The organism is Acidithiobacillus sp. HP-11 (genome assembly GCF_015100075.1).
Lineage (GTDB): Bacteria > Pseudomonadota > Gammaproteobacteria > Acidithiobacillales > Acidithiobacillaceae > Acidithiobacillus > Acidithiobacillus thiooxidans.
Window position 1 is genome coordinate 48,426 of the sequence record NZ_JACKYY010000004.1, and the last position, 19,620, is coordinate 68,045.

A 19,620-nucleotide genomic window follows, 5' to 3' on the forward strand; every position below is an offset into this window, starting at 1 on the left:
CAGCCTCACAAATTCTGGGTGAGATACCCGAGCATGGAATCCGAAGTGGATACCGCCTTGCTGTTGATTTCGTAGGCACGCTGCGTGGCGATCATATCCACCAATTCCGACACCACATTGACATTGGAAGATTCCAGGTAGCCCTGCTGCACAGAACCCAAACCATTGAGGGTGGGCTGTCCCGTTTGCGGCGCGCCGGAAGATCCCGTCTGCAAATACAGGTTGTCGCCAATACTTTGCAGGCCGGTGGGATTGATAAAATTGGCGAGCTGGATGCTACCCACCTGCTGAGGTTGGGCCTGCCCCGGCAGCACCACCGAAACAGTCCCGTCACTACCAATCGTAATGCTTTGGGCATTGGGTGGAATGGTTACCGGTGGCTGCAACAGATAACCGTTGGAGGTGACCAGTTGCCCCTGATTATTCATCTGAAAAGTACCATCCCTGCTGTAAGCAATGGTCCCGTTGGGCTGCATGATCTGGAAAAAGCCCTGGCCATTGATCCCCACATCCAGCGCATTGCCGGTCTGGGTCAAGTTGCCCTGGGTCATCAGGCGTTCCGTGGAAACGACGCGCACCCCGGTGCCAAGCTGAAGTCCTGAGGGATATTGGGTAGTCTGCGAAGACTGCGCACCCGGTTGCCGCAGATTCTGGTAGAGCAAATCCTGAAAAACTGCGCGGGACTGCTTGAATCCGGTGGTGTTGACGTTCGCCAGATTGTTGGCAATAACGTCCATTTTGGTCTGTTCACCTTCCAGGCCAGTCGCTGCTACATAAAGAGAACGCATCATGATTTATTGCTCCTGATTGTTCATGACAACACCAGCAATTGATTGGCACTTTGCCGATCCTGGGAAATGGTTTGCATCAACTTGGTCTGCATATCAAACTGGCGGGTATCTTCGAGCATCTGAATCATCGCATTGACCGGATTCACATTACTGCCTTCCAACGCTCCAGGCTCAAGCACCACATTGCCATCTTCAGCTGCCGGTTTGCCATCACTATTCTGAAATAGTCCATCGGGATTTTTCTGCAAGCCTTTTTCCGAAGGATTCACCAGCTTGATCTGGTTGATTGTGACAACAGCATTGGGTTGACTGCCTACCGGCACCCCGGAAATCACCCCGTCACTGCCAATGACCAGAGACTGCATCGGCGGCAGGGAAATAGGCGAGCCATTCACACCCAGCACCGGATGCCCGGTCGCGGTCATGAGGATACCCTGGCCGTTGAGTTGCAGATTCCCGTCCCGGGTGTAAGCTTCCTTGCCATCAGGCCCCTGAACAGTCAGCCAGCCCTGGCCATTCACCGCCACGTCCAGAGGCCGTCCGGTGCGTACTACGGGGCCTGACTGAAAATTCACACTGGGGGTTTCCGTAGCCGTATAGGCGCGGGTCGGTAAACCTTGCCCATACACCGGCAAGGCACTGAACTGGGCTTCATCCGCACGATATCCGGTGGTATTGGCATTAGCCAGATTATTCGCCGTAACCGTCTGCTTTTGCAGAATGGCATTGGCGCCACTCATGGCAATGTAAAGGGTATCCATGACTTATCCTCTTACAAACTCAAGAGCGTCTGTACTACCGTATTCTGGGTTTTAATAGTCTGGGCATTGGCCTGATAAGCCTGCTGCGCCACAATCAGATTCACCAGATCCTTGGAAATATCCACATTGGACTGTTCCACCGCCCCGGCCTGTAAAACGCCCAGATTGGAACTGCCAGGGCCACCGGAAAGGGGTTGTCCCGAAACATAGGTTTCTGCCCAATAGTTATTGCCGAGATTTTGCAAACCATTATTATCGGGGAATCGGGTCAGGCTGATTTGTCCCATGAGTTGGGATTCACCATTGCTATAACGCCCGAAAATATTGCCCCCAGAGTCAATGGAAAGTCCGGATAATTGCCCGGCACTATAACCGTTACTGTTGTTGGTGATCACGGAATTGGGAGAATTATAATTGGTGCTGCCACTGAAATTGACAGCAATGCTACTCGGAGCTGCGCCATCAGCCCAAGAAATAGAAATAGGTGTAGAAGTTGAGCTGGTTTCCTGACCATAAGCATTAAATTGCAAGGTTCCAACGCCACTAGTAGTAATGCCACTGGCACCAGTAGTTCCCGTTACCGAGTAATCCACATTCCAGGTTTGCCCGGATGTTGTCGTACCTGAACCGCTTTGCAATTGATAATAAGTGGTCAACAACTGCGGAGTACCCAGACTATCGTAAACCGTCGTTGTGGTCGAATAATTATAGGTACTTGGATCATTAATATTGATATTACCGCTGATGGGGGTATTGGTTGAATCCAGGTTCAAGCCCAAGCTCAAGGTAGATGTTGCCTGTGGGGCTATGGCATTCTGATTGATGGTCAAGGGGCCGCTGGCACCGGTCAGTTTACCATTTTGCGCCTGAATCCCGATCAGTTCTCCACCGTTGGCGTCCACAATAACGCCGTTTTTATTCAGTTGAAACTGTCCATTACGGCCATAAACTGTTGAACCATTATAGTTGAACTGAAAAAAACCATTGCCGTTAATGGCAACATCCAGAGGATTACTGGTTGTTTCAATATTACCCTGAGTAAACTGTTGGGCGATGGTTTGCACGGTAGTACCAATACCTACCTGCCCGTCAGTTGGTGCTGTATTGGCCATGGCTGAAGCATAGGCATCAGCAAACTCGGCATTGGAGCTTTTAAATCCTACCGTATTGGCATTGGATATGTTATTACCCAGAGTCTGCAAATCCGTATTAGCTGCCTGTAATCCACTTAACGCTGTATTGAATGCACCCATTTTGCAAACTCCTTAAATAATATTCTGTACAGAGCTGAACGGCACCGAGCCTTGTTGCCCCTGTAACTGCAGGGTAGGACCGGAACTTCCCAAAGTAACGCCATTCACCACGCCAAACATGTAGGGTGTAGTCGTGACTGCATCCCCATTGGCATCGGCGGCCTGTACCGAAAACTGATAATTTCCTGACGGCAAAGCGCTCCCATTGGCGCCTTCTCCATTCCAGCTAAAAGTCTGCATTCCCGAAGACTGTGCACCCTGAGGTAAAACCGCCAGCGTCTGACCGGCGCTGTTTTGTACCAGCACGTCCACTGCACTGGCGGCGCTGCCCAGATTATAAGCCCCATTGGCACTGCCGCTGCTCAAGGTCAACTGATTCCCTGAAGTAGTGACCGACTTGCCAATCAGGGAAGCAGCCTGCAATCCCTGGTTCTGATTGATTTGATCCATGAGAGAACTCAGCGAACCCTGAATGGCCTGGACGCCATTGGCCATGCTGAATTGTGCCAGCTGTGAAGATAAATCCTGATTACTGAGTGGGTTCAGGGGGTCCTGATTGGTGAGCTGGGTAACCAGAAGATTGTAAAAGGTGCTTTCGCTGGCAAGGCCACTGGCTCCGCTGCTGGCTGTACCTGAGCTACTTGCCGAACTGGTCTGCAACGACTGATAAAAAGGATTGACGCTGGATGTCAGAGAATTGACGCTCATGTTCAGGCTCCAAGGCTAAGGGTTTTCTGCAAAAGGGATTTCGTGGTGTTCATCACATTCACATTGGCCTGATAGGCCCGCGAAGCCGAAATCATGTTGACCATTTCATCGACGGGATTCACGTTGGGCATTTTGACGTAGCCTTCTTTATCCGCCAGCGGATTCCCCGGTTGATAGACCATTTTGAATGGCCCGGGTTTACTGATGACCCCGGCCACCCGTACGCCATTGACTCCGGCGGGAGCGCCAGCATTGGCAAAAGGTTGCGCGGCAAAAATCACTTCCCGGGCCCGGTAGGGTTGACCATCTGAACTGGTTGCCGAATTGGCATTGGCCATATTACTGGCGACCACATTAAGCCGATAACTTTGGGCAGTCAGGGCCGAGCTCGCTACATCCAAAACTGAAAACAATGACATAAGTCTTACTCCTGCATGTTTAAGCGGTTGTTCCCGTAATGGCCGAGGTCAAGGTTTTAATTTTTCCGGTCAAAAAGGTCAGGTCGGCCTGGTAACGCACGCTGTTTTGCAAAAAATCTGCCTGTTCTCGATTCATATCCACCGAATTATTATCCAGTCCTACCTGGCTGCCACGTTGATATTGCACAAAAGCAGCCATGCTCGCGTTATTGCCGGTTTCAGAAAATTGCCGGTTACTGTCAGTCGTCAATGGTAAACTGCCTTTATCACCCGCCTGAACGGCTTGCATCACCTGAGCAAACGGAATATCTACGGCCCGATAATTGGGCGTGTTGGCATTGGCGATATTGGCTGACACCAGTTGCTGCCGGTAACCCGTAACCTTAAGCGCCGCAGCCAAAGGATCCAGAGCCTGATCTAACAATCCCGACATTGTCGTGAGCCCCTTAAAATTATTCACAATCACCTTAAAGCAACATACATGCCAAAAATTATCCCGTGATTACCCCTTCATTACGCATGCTACACGGCAGAATAAAGCCGCCCCGCTTCAGTCCTCAGGACACAACCGGCAAAAAAATGCCGCTCAACCATTCTCGCTGCGCGCATTCAGAAACCACTGGACGAAATAACCTCCTTAAAAGTCTGGCGCATTATTTGCTTTGCTTGTTGACTAACACCCTATTTACATGAGGTGCCTTGGGGTTATGAAGCTCAGTTTCACAAACAGCATAAAATCTATGGTTGCCAGCTTGCTGCTCGCGGCGATATCCGCCATGGTCAGCCCCTGCGCTCAGGCTGCTGTAGAAAACCCCGCAACTATTCGTGAGGTGGTTCGGAATTTTGTGCGGGCGCATTTACCTGATCAATCAGCGGATGTTCATATTCAATTGGACGGACCGGCCCCGGGTATTCATTTTCCTGCCTGCAGCAAGTTGAAAGTGGCGTATTTTGGTTATAGCAACCCCTATGGCAACCAAACCGTACAAGTCCACTGTCAGTCGCCTTCCCCCTGGCAGTTATATTTACCCGTACAAATCCAAATGGATCAGAGTGTCGTCATTGCCTCCCGGCCACTATCTGCCGGATCCATTCTGCAGGCTGGAGATCTGGCTGTCGTACGCAGGGATACCAGTGGTTTGGGGGGCAACACCTTAAATTCGCCCCAGGAAGCCATCGGTAAAATTCTGCGATTCGGAACATTAGCCGGACAACCTATTACTACGAGCATGCTGAATGCCCCTGATGTGGTCCATGCAGGGGAGCAGGTCACTCTTTATGCCGAAGGCAATGGGATTCGTATTGCCACCATTGCCGACGCCATTGAAAGCGGTCGCCCCGGACAAAGCATCATGGTCAGAAACCTGCAGTCAGGTCGCGTAATCCGGGGGACAGTAACCGCACAAGGGCATGTCGTGGTAGACTTTTAGGCCAGTTCAGAGTAGTTCATTGACCGTTTCGCTTTAGTTTTTAATCTGATGTGTCGTAGTAGTGACTATGGCAGCAGATACGTTAGGAGATAAGCGCATGAATCCCATCAATCCATATTCTGGATCACTTGCAGGAATACCGACTGCAGACACGCGGAGTAACACCGACAAAGCAGTGAGTGGGTCCACCCCAGACTCCGGTAAATCTTCCGGACAAGCTCTTGCCGCGAGCTCTGTTGCACAGGATCATCTCACGCTTTCACCGCAGGCGCGGCAATTGATGGCTGCTCAGGATACGCACATTGGTCATACGGATCAGCTCGCTCACATCAAGGCCGCCATATCCAACGGAACCTATCAGATTTCTCCCCTCAAAATTGGCCAGGGCCTGACTCAGGATAATCAGCAGTTCATGCCTGCAAGTACCAACAAGTCAGCCTGAGCCGATCATGGATCTCGACGATTCGACTGATTCTCAGGAAAGCTTGCTGCTCGAACAATTGCAGGCCTTACTGGATAACGAGACTGAGTGCCTGAAATCAGGTCAGATGGCAGAACTCCAGCGGATTGCCACTGAAAAAATGCGCTGTTTTGCCGACATTCAGAGTTGCATGACAGCAGCAAGCCAACCTTCAAAAAATTCATCCGCTGATGCGCATTTACGCAATTTATTAAACGAAATCATGTGTAAAAATCAGCTAAATGGTCAGATTATCAGCGCATTGCAACGCTTTAATCAGGGCGCCTGGGAAATTTTTTTCGGTGTACAGCCCGCCACATACTCAGGCCTGGGTACTGCAAAATCATCAGCTGAACGCCATTTGATCGGGAGCGCCTGAATCGTGCTGGTTCTTACCAGACGACGCGGTCAGGCCATATGTATTGGTGACAATATTCGTATTGTAGTGACCCGTATTGAGGACGGGCAGGTCCGCCTGGGCATAGAAAGCAGTGACAATGTCACCATTTTACGTGAAGAATTACTGGAAACCGTCAAACAGGCCAACCAGTCCGCTCTAAGCTCGGCCCCGGAAGCATTCAATCACTGGCTGAATCAACAGCCCAAAGCCGTTGATGATGCTGGCAATACAAAGGACAAAGCCTGATGAAAACCTATGATACCCGGTTCGGCCCATTTTCTATTGCCGACGAGGAAGTATGGCACTGTATTGCGCCCATGCCAGGCTTTACCGACTTGCAACGCTTTGCTTTACTGCATCTTCCCAGTCAAGGACCATTTGTCTGGTTACAGTCACTGGATGAAGCGTTGATCACTTTTTTACTGGTTGCTCCCGAACACTTCAATATACGGTATTCCCAGGTTCCGCATTTTGCCAAAACGTCAGGGGTACCCATGGTAATGGTGATACTACCCCAAACGGAAAACGGCACACTCCAAAGTAACTCGCTGGCCCCGCTTTATTTCCTCCCGGAAACCAGACAGTTTGGACAATGGATTGTAGAACATCACGAAATGCCTACTGAACCATTAAGTGCTGCACATCTACCACCGGCTGAACTTCAAGCTCAGATTATTGTTCCCAATCAGGATCAATCCCTAGCGACTGGCACGGCGTAGGCATTCCCGATCGTAACGTAGCGTGTACTGAATAATTTTATCCTCCAGTGCCACGGGCAAATGGATAAACGCCAAACCTAACTGCTGAACCCCACCTTGGGTGTAGATTCCTGGCCCCAGATGACAGACCTTAGCCTCCACTGAGCAGCCTTGCCCCTGAAACTTAAACTGAACCCGAGCCAGGAGTTCACCCTGAGTCACCGGATAGTCCTGTGGTGCTGTTATGCCGATGCGCATACCACCGGCACCAATATCCACACATTCACCTTCCACATCCCTTGCCCCATAACGTTTCAATATTACAGAAGTTTTATTGGACGAATCGACTACTGCACGCAATGTACTGCGCCTTTGCCATTGAAAAACCATTTCGGGTCGCTGGATACGAATGGCCGCAAACCGCTGCCAGATAAGTTGCTCTACAACCACCGTCTGAAAACCAAGGGGCAATGCATCGTCAGTCCACAGGAGCAGGTCTTCACCGGCGAGCGCATAAGCATTAGCTGCTTCCGGCGTCAGAGCATCCAGAATCAGGCTCTCATGAACCGCATCATCGTACAATAGATCTGCTTGCCCCATGAAAGTGCCGGGTTGACCTACCAGGACCTGCATGTTTTGCTGGTTTTTCACCAGGAACTGGAGTGCGCGATCGCACGCTGCTTTTAACGTCAAACGATTGGCATCTACAAACAGTTTATCCAACCGGGTTTCACCATTGACCATGACTGCTTCCTTCTCACATCTATCCATATGTCAAAAATTTGACAAGTCCAGTAAGGTTGGCCCTGCATTGACGACCTTTCAGCAGAATTCATGCCGCTTCACAGCCAGCCTGATCAGGCATAAATCTCGCTTATTTTTCGAGCGGACGCTGTAAACGTAAAAAACCGACTATTTAATGGCTGAGTTTATTAGAGAACACAGGAGAATATGGGATGGCACGCAAAAAGAAAGCAGAAGAGGAATGGGAAAACCACGAACGGTGGTTGGTCTCCTACGCCGACTTCATTACCCTGCTTTTCGCATTTTTTGTGGTCATGTATGCCATTTCTTCAGTAAATGAAGGTAAATACAAGGTATTATCAAAAACTCTGGTATCCGCCTTTAGTGGTCAACCCTGGTCACCCGTCCCGATACGATCGGATACCAATAGCCTGACCCAAACCCCGGTAGCCCTGCCGGCATTACCGAAAGTAGCCACCCTGGACCCGGTTCCCCATGTGCAGCAAGGTCAGGTATCACCCCGAGCGCATGAACCCAAACCCCAGGCAAATCCGGAAATGCAAAAAATTGAGGCGCAAATGAAGGCCTTACTCAAGCCATTGATTGATCAGGGTAGCGTGGCCATCCATCGCAGCAATTTGGGAGTAGTCATTGACTTGAATGCGAAGATTCTCTTTCCATCAGCGCAGGCACAACTCAGCGGTAATGCGCGCAGCACCTTAGGCAATATCGCCAAAGTTCTGGCGCAGGTACCTTATCAAATCCAGGTGAACGGCTTCACGAACGACCTGCCCATCCGTACCCCACAATTTGCCTCCAACTGGGCACTATCTGCAGCGCGGGCCGTATCCGTCGTCGAACTGTTTATTGAGCATGGCGTCAACCCGCATCATCTGGTTGCTGCCGGATATGGCAAGTACCACCCTGTAGCATCCAATAATACCGCCAAGGGTCTGGTCATGAATCGTCGTGTGAGTATCGTGGTGGTCGCTCCTCAAAACCCCAGCAAGGCAGGAACAGACCCGATCATGGCAGGCAACATCAGCCAGCGCGGCTGATTGCCTATGTAAGCATTCTTTAACCTAAAAACGGCAGTTGCCGTGGGTGCTTTTTGCTCCCTTGTTCTTCGCCTGTTGTTCTACAGCTCATCCTGCTGTCAGGAGAGAACTCGCCCTGCGGGCTCAAACAGCTCTCCTGACGGACGCAGGATTTCGCCAAGAACAACAACGGCTCGAAACAAAAGTCGCTACAAAGCACCCACGGCAACTGCCATTTTTAGATTTGGATTTAACCAACCGGCTTTAGTTTTCCTGGAGATGTGCCGTATTGAAAAGCAGAACATCTGCACTACTCCATCCAGACAGGTGGTACAGGAATTGCTTTTCCGTATGCAACGGATGGAGTACGACTCAAGGAGGAGATCAGCATTTATGGGTATTGATCAGGTCGACAAGGGCATCCACATTTTAGTGGTGGATGACTTCTCTACGATGCGGCGCATTGTACGCAATTTGTTACGCGAACTCGGTTTCAGCAATTTTGATGAAGCTGAGGACGGCGTTCAGGCACTACAGAAACTGCACAGCAGACCCTTTGATTTCGTTGTTTCCGACTGGAACATGCCCAATATGCAGGGAATTGATCTGCTGCGTGCCATCCGTTCAGATCCACAACTCAAACATATTCCGGTACTCATGGTCACAGCTGAAGCCAAACGCGAAAACATCCTGGAAGCAGCCCAAGCCGGAGTCAACGGGTACATCGTCAAGCCTTTTACGGCCGACACCCTGAAAGAAAAGCTGGATAGCGTGTTCAAGCGTCTTCAGGCGGCTCAGGGAGGCCAGTGATGACCACACAAAATCCGCTGGATCCTAATCGTCTGCTCAGTGAGGCCGAGTTACTGCTGCGTGAAGGCCTGAAGCGAATCGCCAATACTGCCGAAGAAAATTTGTCCGGCGCACAAAACCCTCTGGAAGAAGCACTGCGCTTAACCGAAGAGCAGACTATGGCCACTCTTGCCGCTGTCGAAAGAGCGCAAGATGCGGTAACCATCATTCGCAACACGCACAATAGCTATATTGATAAGCCCCTGAAAGACATTGAAAGCGCCCTGCTCGTTATTCTGGCCAGCCAACAGGGGCAGGATCTTGCCGGTCAACGGCTGAAAAAAGCCATCACCCTGCTTCAGGCCGTTGAAGAGCGCATACGCCTTACCCTGACAGAAGCCGGTATGGAATCAGCCAGCAGTATCGCAGAGGAAAACGCCGCAACCGCCGAGGCTAATCCCAGCATCAATCAGGAAGAAGTGGATAGCTTGCTGGCAGAACTGGGGATCTAAAAAGCATGGATATGGAAATTCTGCAGGATTACTTGCCGGAAGCTCGGGAACTCCTCGAAAAAGCTCAGGACGACACCCTGCGTCTGGAATCCGATCCGAACAATGATGAGGTGCTCGCCTCCGTCTTCCGGGCTTTTCATACCCTCAAAGGGGGTGCCGGATTTCTCGAAGCCGAGCACCTCGTCAGTTGGACCCATCATCTGGAAGATCTGTTGGACAAGCTGCGTTCCCATACCCTGGTCGTTAATGGAGCGATGATTGATGCCATCCTACGCGGCCTTGACGTGATTGATGATATGCTGCAACAGCTTGCCTGTGGAGAATATCCCGGGCCAGGACCAGAAGAACTCGGCCAGCTTATTCAGGAACTGGCAGCAGGAAAACGCGCAGAGCAAGTTTCTGTAAATGGACCGATCGAAAGTGACGCTACACCTTCCAACCCCTTTCCTCCGGAAGCCACGCTATTGGTCAGCCAGCGACCCACAGCTGCTGGTGAATCTGGACTGTTCCTGGAACGCACGGAATCCGCATCTTCCAGCGAGACTGCAGCGGATGAAATTACCGACGCAGAATTTGAGGCCACTCTGGACGCTCTTTATGGAAACAAGGCCCCAGGGGTTACCAGTGCGTCCGATTCCGGCCAATTGAACAGTGACGAAATTTCGCCGGAAGAGTTTGAGCAGGTGCTGGATCAACTGTACGGCCAGCAAGCTCCAGGATATGAACACCCCGCCCTTACCGCAACCGTTTCTGCAAGTTCGATAGAGTCAGAAAAAGCCACTGCCGAGATTGCTCCGCCAACACAATCAGTCAGCACAACGACCAATCCATCCTCGGAAGCAAACAATGCAAGCAAAGCAGCCCCCCCCGCACGCAGCGCCGCCGCTGCGCAAGAAGCAGCCGATACTACATTGCGCGTCGATGCCGCCCGTCTGGACGCCGTAATGAATCAGGTGGGTGAACTGGTTTTGCTCCGTAACCGACTGAGTTCTGCCATCGGCAGCCTGGGCGAAGAAAATGAAGACATGCTGCGCATCGCCCGCGAAGTGGACATCACCGTCAACGACATTCAAAGCACCGTCATGCGTCTGCGTATGCAACCCTGCAAGCGTCTGTTTCAGCAGTTGCCCAGAGTAGTCCGGGACGCTTCCCGGCAACTCGGCAAAGAAGTTGCGCTCGAAATTGTGGGCGAAGACGTTGAAATCGACAAAGCTGTGGTCGATGCACTATCTGGTCCTATGACCCATTTGCTCCGTAACAGTCTCGACCATGGCGTTGAGTTACCTGCAGATCGCCAGGCCGCAGGGAAGGCGCGCAGTGCCAAAATCAGAGTTGCTGCTATTCATTTGGGCGATAAGGTGCGTATTGAAGTTTCCGATGACGGGCGCGGTATTGACAGTCAGTTTGTTACCCGGAAAGCCGTGGATAAAGGAGTCATCACTGCAGAGCAGGCGGCGCGCCTCTCGGAACAGGAAGCGGTTGAACTGATTTTCCGCCCCGGATTTTCTACCAATGATCAGGTTACCGACATTTCCGGACGGGGTGTCGGCATGGATGTGGTCAAGGAAACTGTTCGCAAGCTGCGTGGGCGCCTGGATATTCAGACCAAACCGGGTTTAGGCACAAGTATTTCCATGGAGTTTCCTTTGACCATGGCGGTACTACCCGTGCTTTATCTGCGTTTGCGGCGGGAAATCTACGCTCTCCCGGTATCCAGTATCGAAAGTCTGCTGGACATCCAGGAAAGCCGGATTCATCGCATGAGTGGTCGCAGTGTCTATCGGGTAGACGGTACTGAAGTCATCCCCATGGTCGATCTCGGCAGACTTCTTCATGATCGCCCCCTCCGTTTAGGATCAGAACCGATAGAGGGGATATTGACAGAGCGGGGTTTGATTATGGTTTCTGAAGTGCTTGGAAACGAGGACTCTGTGGTCAAACCCATTGATTTCCTGGCTGAACAAAACTGGTACCAGGGCGCTACCATTTCCGGAAAAGGTAATGTCGTGCTGATTCTCGATGCCGGCGCCCTGGCTAACCATGTTATTGATCATGGTGGAGATTCGACCATTATCAATGTTTCCTGTAAGGGAGCTGCCTGATGGATATTCAGCACATCATGAGGGTCGTAGACGCGTCCTTTGCAGCACGGCAAAGTATCGAAAAGGCATTGCGTGAAATTGACCGGCGCGCACTTAATGCCATGGTGCTGGTCAAGCGTCATGGTAACGCCTTGGCCGGTTATGGCGTGGTAGCCCAGGCATTCCGGGAAAGAGCAGCCATTTTAAAGACATCAGCCTCCCATCTTCAGGAAAGTATCGCGCCACTCATTGAAGCCTATATGCGCATTTTGCAGCATCAGCGCTTTGCTCAATCATTCCAGGAAATGCTGAGTGACAGCCCGCTCCATGGCAAGGCTTGTCCCAACCTGATCAGCACCCAGAACACCTGGCAAAAAATTATTCAGCAGGAAGAAGTCGAAGCTGTCAAAGTTTTGGACCATCTTCTGGAAACCGTTCAACAACTTCAAGAAGGTATTGAAGAACAAGAATACGTAGTCACCAACGGCCGGATCGAAGCGGCACTTGCAGAAAAAACCGGAGCCCCGCTGATGCGGGTTTCCAGAGACATGGGCGAAGCCGTCCGCACCGTCGCGCAGGCGATTCGCAGCTATCGCCATCAATTGGAGAGTCTGGAACATGAAAGCAGCACCCGTCTTTGAAGCAGGCAGCCATCGCTGGTGGATCATTTACGATCAGGACGAACATCGGGTCATTGATTCCAATGTTTACGTCATCGAATCGAACGGACAAAGCATCATTCTGGATCCAGGCGGATTTGAGATTTTTCCCCAGGTCTTTGCAGCCATGGTGGAAGTCATTCCGCCTTCCAGCCTGAAAGCAGCCTTTGTTTCACATCAGGACCCCGATATTGCTTCCAGCTTGCCGCTATGGCATGCCTGTAACGATAAAATGGAATGGCACGTTCCCAAGCTATGGGAAGGTTTTATACGTCATTATGGTGCGCTCAATGCCCCACTGCAAAACATTCCTGATGAGGGCGGAGATGTGATGATTGGAGGGCGGCGCCTGGAGTTTATACCGGCTCACTACCTGCATTCTTCAGCTAATTTTCATGTTTATGATCCAGAGGCAAAAATTTTGTTTTCCGGTGATGTGGGTGCCGCATTATTACCCCCCGGTCATGACGCATGGGTAGACCGACGCGATAAAACCGGGCGCGCTTTTGAAGAACATATCAAAAAAGCCAAATATTTTCATGAACGCTGGATGCCTTCCAATGCCGCCAAGAAAAACTGGATAGAGCGGGTGAGTCAATTAGATATACAACATCTCTGCCCACAGCATGGGGCTATTTATAGTGGCGATAATGTTAAGCGCTTTCTGGACTGGTTCGACAAAATCAATGTCGGTACCGGGATCAATTAACCATTAAAGGGAATAGAGTACTATGGATGAATTTTCGGAAAGTAGCTCCAGAAATGCGACCCAAAATGCGCGTATACTCACCCATACATCCGCTGAAGCTGCTTCGGCTATGGAAACAGTCAACAAAAATCTGACGTTACTTACAAAAGCTATTGATGATAACCATCAAGCCTCGCAGTCCCTCATGAATCAGGTAGTTGCAATCAGCCGCATCGCCCAGACTATCCGCGAAATTGCTTATCAAACCAACCTGCTTGCATTAAATGCCGCCATTGAGGCCGCTCGTGCCGGAGAACATGGTCGAGGTTTTGCCGTAGTAGCTGATGAAGTCCGGAATTTATCCAAACGTGTCCAGGATGCCACAGACGAAGTGCAAAACAATATAACAGCCGTCAATTTAACGGCAAAAAATATTGATAGTGCCGCACAGAACAATCAGCAACAGGCGCAGCAATCCATGGATGTGACGCGCAATCTGCAAAAAGAAATAAAAAATTTACGCACGCTAGCGGTATCCATGACCCTGGATGCCGCCCGTCAAAGTCATGAAGCATTGGTTCACCGCCTGCAAAATGCCGTGAGTGATAATGGGTCACCAATGAGTCCGGATGATCTGCAGGACCAACATCAGTGTGCTCTGGGCTCATGGTATGAAGGAACAGGGAGGCAGCTTCTGGGCAATGAAGCTGAATTTGTCGCCCTGGCCGAGCCGCATCGGCAATTCCATCAACGCGCGCGGGAACTACTGGCTGCACATCAAGCCGGTGATCAGGAAAGTACTGGCAAATTACTGCGGCAGGTCCTGGATAGTCGGGATAATATTTTCCAGCATATGGACGCGCTAAGCGCGATCATTCAAAAAACCTATTGAGGATTGGATCATGAATCAGTTACTGCGGGAAGTTGATGAACGCGCCCAGCTTGCGGGCACCAACAAGTTTGAGCTGCTGGTATTCCGTCTCGGCACGGATCCCAAAATCAATAGCCGCGAACTTTTTGGGATCAATGTGTTCAAGGTCCGTGAAGCACTGGTCATGCCCAAAATCACGCCCATGCCCGGTGCGCCTGAGCATGTGATGGGCGTCGCCAACATACGTGGACAAATCATTCCCGTGATTAATTTACCAGAGGTGGTCGGCTGCAAAACAGACGGATTAAATATTCTGCTGGTTACAGAATATGAGCGTTCTGTGCAAGGATTTGCCGTTGAAGATGTCGAAGAAATTGTCCGACTGGAGTGGAGTCGCGTACTTTCTGCGGAGGGTGCCTCAGTAGGCGGCCTGGTCACCAGTCTGGCACGGCTTGATGAGGACGAAGAAACCGCACGCCTGGCTCTGGTGCTGGATGTGGAACACATTCTTCGTCAGGTATTACCTTCGCGTTTCAAAGCCGGAGATGAACTCGTACAACAACATGCCATAGAAATTCCCAAAGGTGCCGTCATTCTTTATGCCGATGATTCTGGTGTCGCGCGCAATCAGATCGAAAAAACCCTGAAAAGTTTGGGCTTGGCTTTTATAGGAACCAAAACCGGCAAGGAAGCACTTGAACGTTTAAAACAGCTCGCGCAAGATGCCAAAGCGTCAGGCACCCCACTTCGTGACAAGGTCGCACTGGTTTTGACCGATCTTGAAATGCCCGAAATGGATGGATTTACATTGACCCGTCATATTAAAGAAAATGAAGCCCTCCGCGATGTACCGGTCGTCATTCACTCATCGCTATCTGGTACCGCCAATGAAGCCCATGCGCGCAGTGTCAACGCGGATGGCTACGTAGCAAAATTTTTACCGGATGATCTGGCTCGCGCTATTACGAGCGTTATTCATTCTCACTAAAATCTCACCATGACGAGGCTACGCCATGTCCACTGAAAACCATACTCTGCTTTCCCTGTTTTCTGCCTGCCTGGATGGTGACGCAGAAACGGCACAGTTAATTCGAGATGATCCTGAACTCGGAAAAACCATTACGCCGATTTGTGATTGGCAAAAAGCACGTCTTTGGCAAAGCTGTAAAGTTCTGGATCATCAAGTTACAGCCCTGGAGCAAACTGCTGAAAGTCACTTGCTGGGTATGGACTTAGAGCAGGATTTACGTACTGCACAGCTGGATAGCCAATCCCTGTATGATCAGGCCGATGCGGTCATAAAAGCGGTGCGCAGCACGGCTGACAGTATTGGCTCCAACCAGTCGCTGGCCGAAGCGACCTTACATGATGTGCAGATGGGAAACGAACGGCTTTCCGTGTTAATTGGCGAAATGGATCTCGTCGAGCAAACCGTCACATCCATGGGGGAAACTGTACAGGCTTTTCTGCAGCAAACCCGTACTATTACCACATTGGCAGGCAAAGTGCAGGAAATTGCCAAGCAAACCAACCTGCTGGCTCTCAATGCGGCTATTGAGGCTGCACGCGCCGGGGAACATGGGCGCGGTTTTGCGGTAGTTGCCGATGAAGTCAAAAAACTGGCGCAAAGTTCTGCTCGTGCTGCTGCTGATATACGTAGTTCTGCAACCACCATAAACAAAGGAGCCATACAAGTTGAAACGGGCGTCAGCGCCAGTGTGGAACATTTGCGTCGTGGCGGAGATGCTCTCGAAACCGTTGCTGAGGTCCTGGGTATGGCCAACCAGTCTGCACAAAAAACCCGTGGAAACATTGAAAACATTGTCAGTGGGAGTGCCCGGGAAGTTGTCGCCGCAGAAAGCATGGGTACACACATGAATGCATTGCAGCAGTCCATGGGACAATTTGCTCAGCAATTCCAGGCTATCCGCCAGTGTCTCGACCATGTTCGTGATGAACTGGCGCACGCCAGTGAAGCGGCCATGCAGGGTGATCCGGCACTGGCCACTCGACTGACCGTGGTTAAGGCAGACCATGTTTTATGGGTCAGCCGAATTCTGGAAGCGATTACTGATAAAGCCAGCCAAATTGATATCAACAACATTAAGGACCACCACCAGTGCCGTTTAGGGCAATGGATGGACAGCATGCTGGAAACTCCCATCGCTCAATCCGAAGCCTTTATTGCTGTACAGCAGGTTCATCCGCAAGTACATAAGTTGGGAATCGCCATTATTAATGCCTTAAAAAAAGGAGATAATGCCGCCGTTCATACTGGTGCCGATCAGCTGAAAAGTCTCAGCACCATGGTGCAACAACAACTGGATAAACTGCGCGACCATGTCATGGGTCACTAAAAAATAACTACGAGATATCATGGCAAAGGACAAGAAAGAACCAATAGTTGATCAGAAATTCAAGCCCAAGCGCCGCAGTAGCCCTACTGCCAGCGTAAAAAGTTGGGCGATCACCTGGTTATTGGCCATTATTGCTGCTGAATGGGGATTGCTACCCCAGCCCTTGGGATTCGGTGGGGAGTTCCCTTTCTGGATACCTATAATAATGGATGTATTACGTTTTTTTGTTATATGGTTCGCAGCACATATCATCACTCGGATAATTTTTGCTGCTTGGGAAATTATCGGTGAATATTATCAAGCTTCAACGAAATAGTTTGACAAAAAAACCTATGACCTCTGAAAGAATAATAAACAAAACTGTTGTCATCCATGAAATATTCGCATCATCCTTCTCCGGATCAAGACACTGTGCCCGCGTAACTTCTTGAATCTTGTTTTCCGGTACCAATAAATAAGTCCGCACCTCGTTAACGGGGCTTCTGGATTGGGTCGTGAGTTCCATATGAACACTCTCTCAGCATGCTTACACGAGCAAAGTAACACAAATATTACATATGAATCAATTATAATACATTCGTTCAAAATTTGTACCTCGATGAACGAGATGCCCCTGGATGCCGCTCCGATGATGATCTGTTTGAGTTGTGCGATTTAGAATCTGCCACTCCATGCTCGGTCATCGGCCTTGCCGGATTCACCCATTTGACGCTAGCCAGCAGATTATCTCGTTCTTCATCGGGTAATTCATCAAAATAACCATTTTTGAGTAAACGCGGCATTTCCACCACGCCATAGCGCACTCGAATCAAACGGCTGACTGCCAGACCCAAGGCTTCAAACAGACGGCGCACTTCCCGGTTGCGACCTTCAGCAAGAGTGACGTGATACCAGTGATTGGCTCCCTCACCACCAGCCTCTTCAATTTTGAGAAATCGCGCTTCCCCATCTTCCAGCGTCACACCTTTCAAAAGCTGGATTTGCTGTTCGTTACTCAAAACACCCAATATGCGGACCGCGTATTCTCTTTCAATGCCCGCACGGGGATGCATCAAGGCATTGGCCAGATCCCCATCATTGGTGAGAAGGAGGAGTCCTTCCGTGTTATAGTCTAAACGGCCAACGGCCACCCAACGACTGCCACGCAACTTGGGCAAGCGATCAAAAACAGTTGGACGACCATCGGGATCATTCCGGGTAGTCAGCTCCCCTGCTGGCTTGTGGTAACGCAGCACCCGCAGTCGCGGGCGAACCCAGGAAGGAATCCGCAAGGCTTCTCCATCTACCGATATTTTGTCCTGCGGTGTAACCCGATCCCCCAGTTTGGCGACCTGACCATTCACCTGAATACGACCGGCAGTAATCCATTGTTCCATAAGTCTTCTGGATCCCAGACCAAAGCGTGCCAAAACTTTTTGTAATTTTTCATCCATTGTTCAAAAATCTCCGGGCATGCCTCATGGTAGTTTTCAGGATAAAAAACCCCGCGCGAGGCGGGGTCTGATGTTTTGCTGCGGGTGATGCTCAGGAAGCTTTACGATGTGGCGGTACTTCTTCCTTGAGGCGGGTGATGCCCATCATCTTGAACAGCACTTTTTCATAGAAAGGTTCGGAAACACCCATTTTCATCTTGCGAATGAAATATTTTTCAAAGGCCACCTTGGCCAGATGCACCCAGCGACCATAGGCAAATACGTCAACCTTGCGGGGACGCAACTGCGGCAGAGCTACGAAAGCTGCGCCGCGATCACCCATGTCAGCAAAACAGACGGCATTCCAGGTACCCATGGTCTGCTCACCTTTACGACCTTCCAGGTCCGCTTTGATATTGTGCACCGCAGCAGAAACCATGGATTCGATCATGTAGCCGGTTTTCGGGGCCCCAGTAGGCACCGGTGTGGCTTCCACCGGAGGAATCGCAATGGCAATGCCAGCAGCGAAAATGTTGGCGTACTTTTTGCTGCGCTGGTGTTCGTCTACCAGCACAAAGCCGCCCGGATTACACAAGCCTTCAACACCCGCTACGGCAGGAACCCCCTTGAAAGCAGGAATCATCATGCCGAACTTGACTGGCAAGGTGAATTCCTTGGCTACTTCACCCTTGTCATTGACCTGGGTGACAAACATTTTGCCACCTTCTACTTTGGTGACCTTACAATTGGTGTAGGCTTCAATACCTTCTTCCTTGAGCCCCTTGCTCAGGATTCCGGTAGAATCACCAACGCCCTGAATACCCAGGTGACCCAAATAGGGCTCACTGGTCACAAAAGTAAAGGAAGGGATTTTGTCACGCATGCCGCGCTTTTTAAGGTCAGAAGCTAAAACCATAGCATATTCGTAAGCTGGCCCGAAACAACTGGCACCGCCCATGGCACCGATCACAATGGGACCGGGTTCGGCCAGAAGCGCCTGATAGTCCTGATAGGCTTTTTCCGCATGATCCACCGTACAAATAGACTGAATGGGGCCTTCGTGCGGATCGGAGCCCGGTACATTTTCAAAAGCCAGTTTGGGTCCGGTGGTAATCAGCAGATAGTCATAACGCACCTTACTTCCGTCAGCCAGGGTAATTTCCTGGCCTTCAGCATCAATTTTTTCCGCTGCCTTGGGAATAAAATGAATGCCCTTGCGTTCTACATAAGGTTTGATGGGGAAAGCAATGTCATCCCGTTTGGTCCAGCCCACGCCCACCCAGGGATTTGATGGTACAAACTGGAAATAATCATTGGCGCTGATGAGCGTCACTTCATGCCCGGAACCCAAGGCTTCCTTCATTTCATAAGCTGCGGGCATGCCACCTGTACCTGCCCCTAAAATCACTACATGTGCCATTGGTCTGCTCCTCGTCACATTATTGACCACATCTAACCCAATGCGGATGCCGGCCTCTTTTTATTAACCGCCATCAACAAATTCCACAAAAATATGCGACCATATTATCAAGCCGTCAAATAAGTTTTTT

Annotated in this window: 24 protein-coding genes and 1 pseudogene; 16 read left to right on the plus strand and 9 right to left on the minus strand. The window is 50.6% G+C overall.

Annotated features, from left to right (window positions below; all coding sequences use genetic code 11):
* Window positions 1-5: 5 nt before the first annotated feature.
* Genes flgG through flgB form a run of 6 tightly spaced genes read right to left on the minus strand, consistent with a single transcriptional unit; the run spans window position 6 to window position 4,365 of the window.
* Window positions 6-791, minus strand: a complete 786-nt coding sequence (gene flgG, locus H7F08_RS02245) for a flagellar basal-body rod protein FlgG (RefSeq protein WP_024892681.1) — start codon at window positions 789-791, stop codon at window positions 6-8.
* Window positions 792-811: 20 nt separating this feature from the next.
* Window positions 812-1,552, minus strand: coding sequence for a flagellar basal-body rod protein FlgF (gene flgF / locus H7F08_RS02250; RefSeq protein WP_010640013.1), 741 nt, complete (start codon window positions 1,550-1,552; stop codon window positions 812-814).
* A gap of 11 nt (window positions 1,553-1,563) precedes the next feature.
* Window positions 1,564-2,805, minus strand: coding sequence for a flagellar hook protein FlgE (flgE, locus tag H7F08_RS02255; RefSeq protein ID WP_010640015.1), 1,242 nt, complete (start codon window positions 2,803-2,805; stop codon window positions 1,564-1,566).
* Window positions 2,806-2,817: 12 nt separating this feature from the next.
* Entirely contained in the window at window positions 2,818-3,513 is a 696-nt protein-coding gene (locus H7F08_RS02260; RefSeq protein WP_010640017.1) for a flagellar hook assembly protein FlgD, read from the minus strand.
* A 2-nt stretch (window positions 3,514-3,515) separates the two neighbouring features.
* Entirely contained in the window at window positions 3,516-3,932 is a 417-nt protein-coding gene (flgC, locus tag H7F08_RS02265; RefSeq protein WP_193639747.1) for a flagellar basal body rod protein FlgC, read from the minus strand.
* A gap of 19 nt (window positions 3,933-3,951) precedes the next feature.
* Window positions 3,952-4,365: a flagellar basal body rod protein FlgB gene (gene flgB / locus H7F08_RS02270; protein WP_031569781.1), complete on the minus strand. Its 414-nt coding sequence runs from the start codon at window positions 4,363-4,365 to the stop codon at window positions 3,952-3,954.
* 274 nt (window positions 4,366-4,639) lie between these two features.
* On the opposite strand from flgB, the gene flgA reads away from it, so the two are divergent.
* The 5 genes from flgA to fliW all read left to right on the plus strand — a co-directional run bounded on the left by flgA (window position 4,640) and on the right by fliW (window position 6,941).
* Window positions 4,640-5,362: a flagellar basal body P-ring formation chaperone FlgA gene (gene flgA / locus H7F08_RS02275; protein ID WP_031569783.1), complete on the plus strand. Its 723-nt coding sequence runs from the start codon at window positions 4,640-4,642 to the stop codon at window positions 5,360-5,362.
* Between the two features lie 97 nt (window positions 5,363-5,459).
* Entirely contained in the window at window positions 5,460-5,804 is a 345-nt protein-coding gene (gene flgM / locus H7F08_RS02280) for a flagellar biosynthesis anti-sigma factor FlgM (RefSeq protein ID WP_193639748.1), read from the plus strand.
* A gap of 7 nt (window positions 5,805-5,811) precedes the next feature.
* Entirely contained in the window at window positions 5,812-6,201 is a 390-nt protein-coding gene (locus H7F08_RS02285) for a hypothetical protein (RefSeq protein WP_193639749.1), read from the plus strand.
* A 3-nt stretch (window positions 6,202-6,204) separates the two neighbouring features.
* Window positions 6,205-6,468, plus strand: coding sequence for a carbon storage regulator (locus tag H7F08_RS02290; RefSeq protein ID WP_075322612.1), 264 nt, complete (start codon window positions 6,205-6,207; stop codon window positions 6,466-6,468).
* Complete coding sequence (fliW, locus tag H7F08_RS02295; protein WP_193639750.1) at window positions 6,468-6,941, plus strand: flagellar assembly protein FliW; 474 nt, start codon at window positions 6,468-6,470, stop codon at window positions 6,939-6,941. Before H7F08_RS02290 ends, fliW begins: the two co-directional genes overlap by 1 nt.
* Here fliW and H7F08_RS02300 read toward each other — a convergent pair.
* On the minus strand, window positions 6,921-7,664 hold the full coding sequence (locus tag H7F08_RS02300; protein WP_193639751.1) for a flagellar brake protein: 744 nt from the start codon (window positions 7,662-7,664) through the stop codon (window positions 6,921-6,923). The two genes, fliW and H7F08_RS02300, sit on opposite strands and share 21 nt — an antisense overlap.
* Before the next feature lie 212 nt (window positions 7,665-7,876).
* Between H7F08_RS02300 and motD the strand changes: the two genes are divergently transcribed.
* From motD to H7F08_RS02350, 11 genes and pseudogenes are all read left to right on the plus strand, one after another.
* Window positions 7,877-8,722: a flagellar motor protein MotD gene (motD, locus tag H7F08_RS02305; protein ID WP_031569790.1), complete on the plus strand. Its 846-nt coding sequence runs from the start codon at window positions 7,877-7,879 to the stop codon at window positions 8,720-8,722.
* A 372-nt stretch (window positions 8,723-9,094) separates the two neighbouring features.
* On the plus strand, window positions 9,095-9,511 hold the full coding sequence (gene cheY, locus H7F08_RS02310) for a chemotaxis response regulator CheY (protein WP_010640349.1): 417 nt from the start codon (window positions 9,095-9,097) through the stop codon (window positions 9,509-9,511).
* Window positions 9,511-10,002, plus strand: coding sequence for a protein phosphatase CheZ (locus H7F08_RS02315; protein WP_075322609.1), 492 nt, complete (start codon window positions 9,511-9,513; stop codon window positions 10,000-10,002). Before cheY ends, H7F08_RS02315 begins: the two co-directional genes overlap by 1 nt.
* 5 nt (window positions 10,003-10,007) lie before the next feature.
* Complete coding sequence (locus H7F08_RS02320; RefSeq protein ID WP_193639752.1) at window positions 10,008-12,104, plus strand: chemotaxis protein CheA; 2,097 nt, start codon at window positions 10,008-10,010, stop codon at window positions 12,102-12,104.
* A complete protein-coding gene (locus tag H7F08_RS02325) occupies window positions 12,104-12,724 on the plus strand; it encodes a hypothetical protein (protein WP_142088554.1) in 621 nt (206 codons plus the stop codon). The genes H7F08_RS02320 and H7F08_RS02325 overlap by 1 nt, the downstream gene beginning before the upstream one ends.
* Entirely contained in the window at window positions 12,702-13,451 is a 750-nt protein-coding gene (locus H7F08_RS02330; RefSeq protein WP_075322607.1) for an MBL fold metallo-hydrolase, read from the plus strand. The genes H7F08_RS02325 and H7F08_RS02330 overlap by 23 nt, the downstream gene beginning before the upstream one ends.
* 109 nt (window positions 13,452-13,560) lie before the next feature.
* Window positions 13,561-13,896: pseudogene (locus tag H7F08_RS15805) on the plus strand (methyl-accepting chemotaxis protein); the annotation flags it as partial.
* Window positions 13,897-13,968: 72 nt separating this feature from the next.
* Complete coding sequence (locus tag H7F08_RS15810) at window positions 13,969-14,322, plus strand: CZB domain-containing protein (protein WP_226825910.1); 354 nt, start codon at window positions 13,969-13,971, stop codon at window positions 14,320-14,322.
* A gap of 10 nt (window positions 14,323-14,332) precedes the next feature.
* Window positions 14,333-15,289 (plus strand): chemotaxis protein, encoded by a 957-nt coding sequence (locus H7F08_RS02340; protein WP_010640337.1) that lies wholly within the window; start codon window positions 14,333-14,335, stop codon window positions 15,287-15,289.
* Window positions 15,290-15,314: 25 nt separating this feature from the next.
* Complete coding sequence (locus H7F08_RS15710) at window positions 15,315-16,658, plus strand: methyl-accepting chemotaxis protein (protein ID WP_031569817.1); 1,344 nt, start codon at window positions 15,315-15,317, stop codon at window positions 16,656-16,658.
* A gap of 19 nt (window positions 16,659-16,677) precedes the next feature.
* The gene (locus H7F08_RS02350) at window positions 16,678-16,974 is read left to right on the plus strand and encodes a hypothetical protein (RefSeq protein WP_142088551.1); all 297 of its coding nucleotides are present in this window, start codon (window positions 16,678-16,680) and stop codon (window positions 16,972-16,974) included.
* Window positions 16,975-17,239: 265 nt separating this feature from the next.
* Here H7F08_RS02350 and rluB read toward each other — a convergent pair whose 3' ends face one another.
* Both rluB and H7F08_RS02360 read right to left on the minus strand, forming a co-directional pair.
* Window positions 17,240-18,091, minus strand: coding sequence for a 23S rRNA pseudouridine(2605) synthase RluB (gene rluB / locus H7F08_RS02355; RefSeq protein ID WP_031569821.1), 852 nt, complete (start codon window positions 18,089-18,091; stop codon window positions 17,240-17,242).
* A gap of 91 nt (window positions 18,092-18,182) precedes the next feature.
* Entirely contained in the window at window positions 18,183-19,490 is a 1,308-nt protein-coding gene (locus H7F08_RS02360) for a sulfide:quinone oxidoreductase (protein WP_031569823.1), read from the minus strand.
* Window positions 19,491-19,620: the final 130 nt, after the last annotated feature.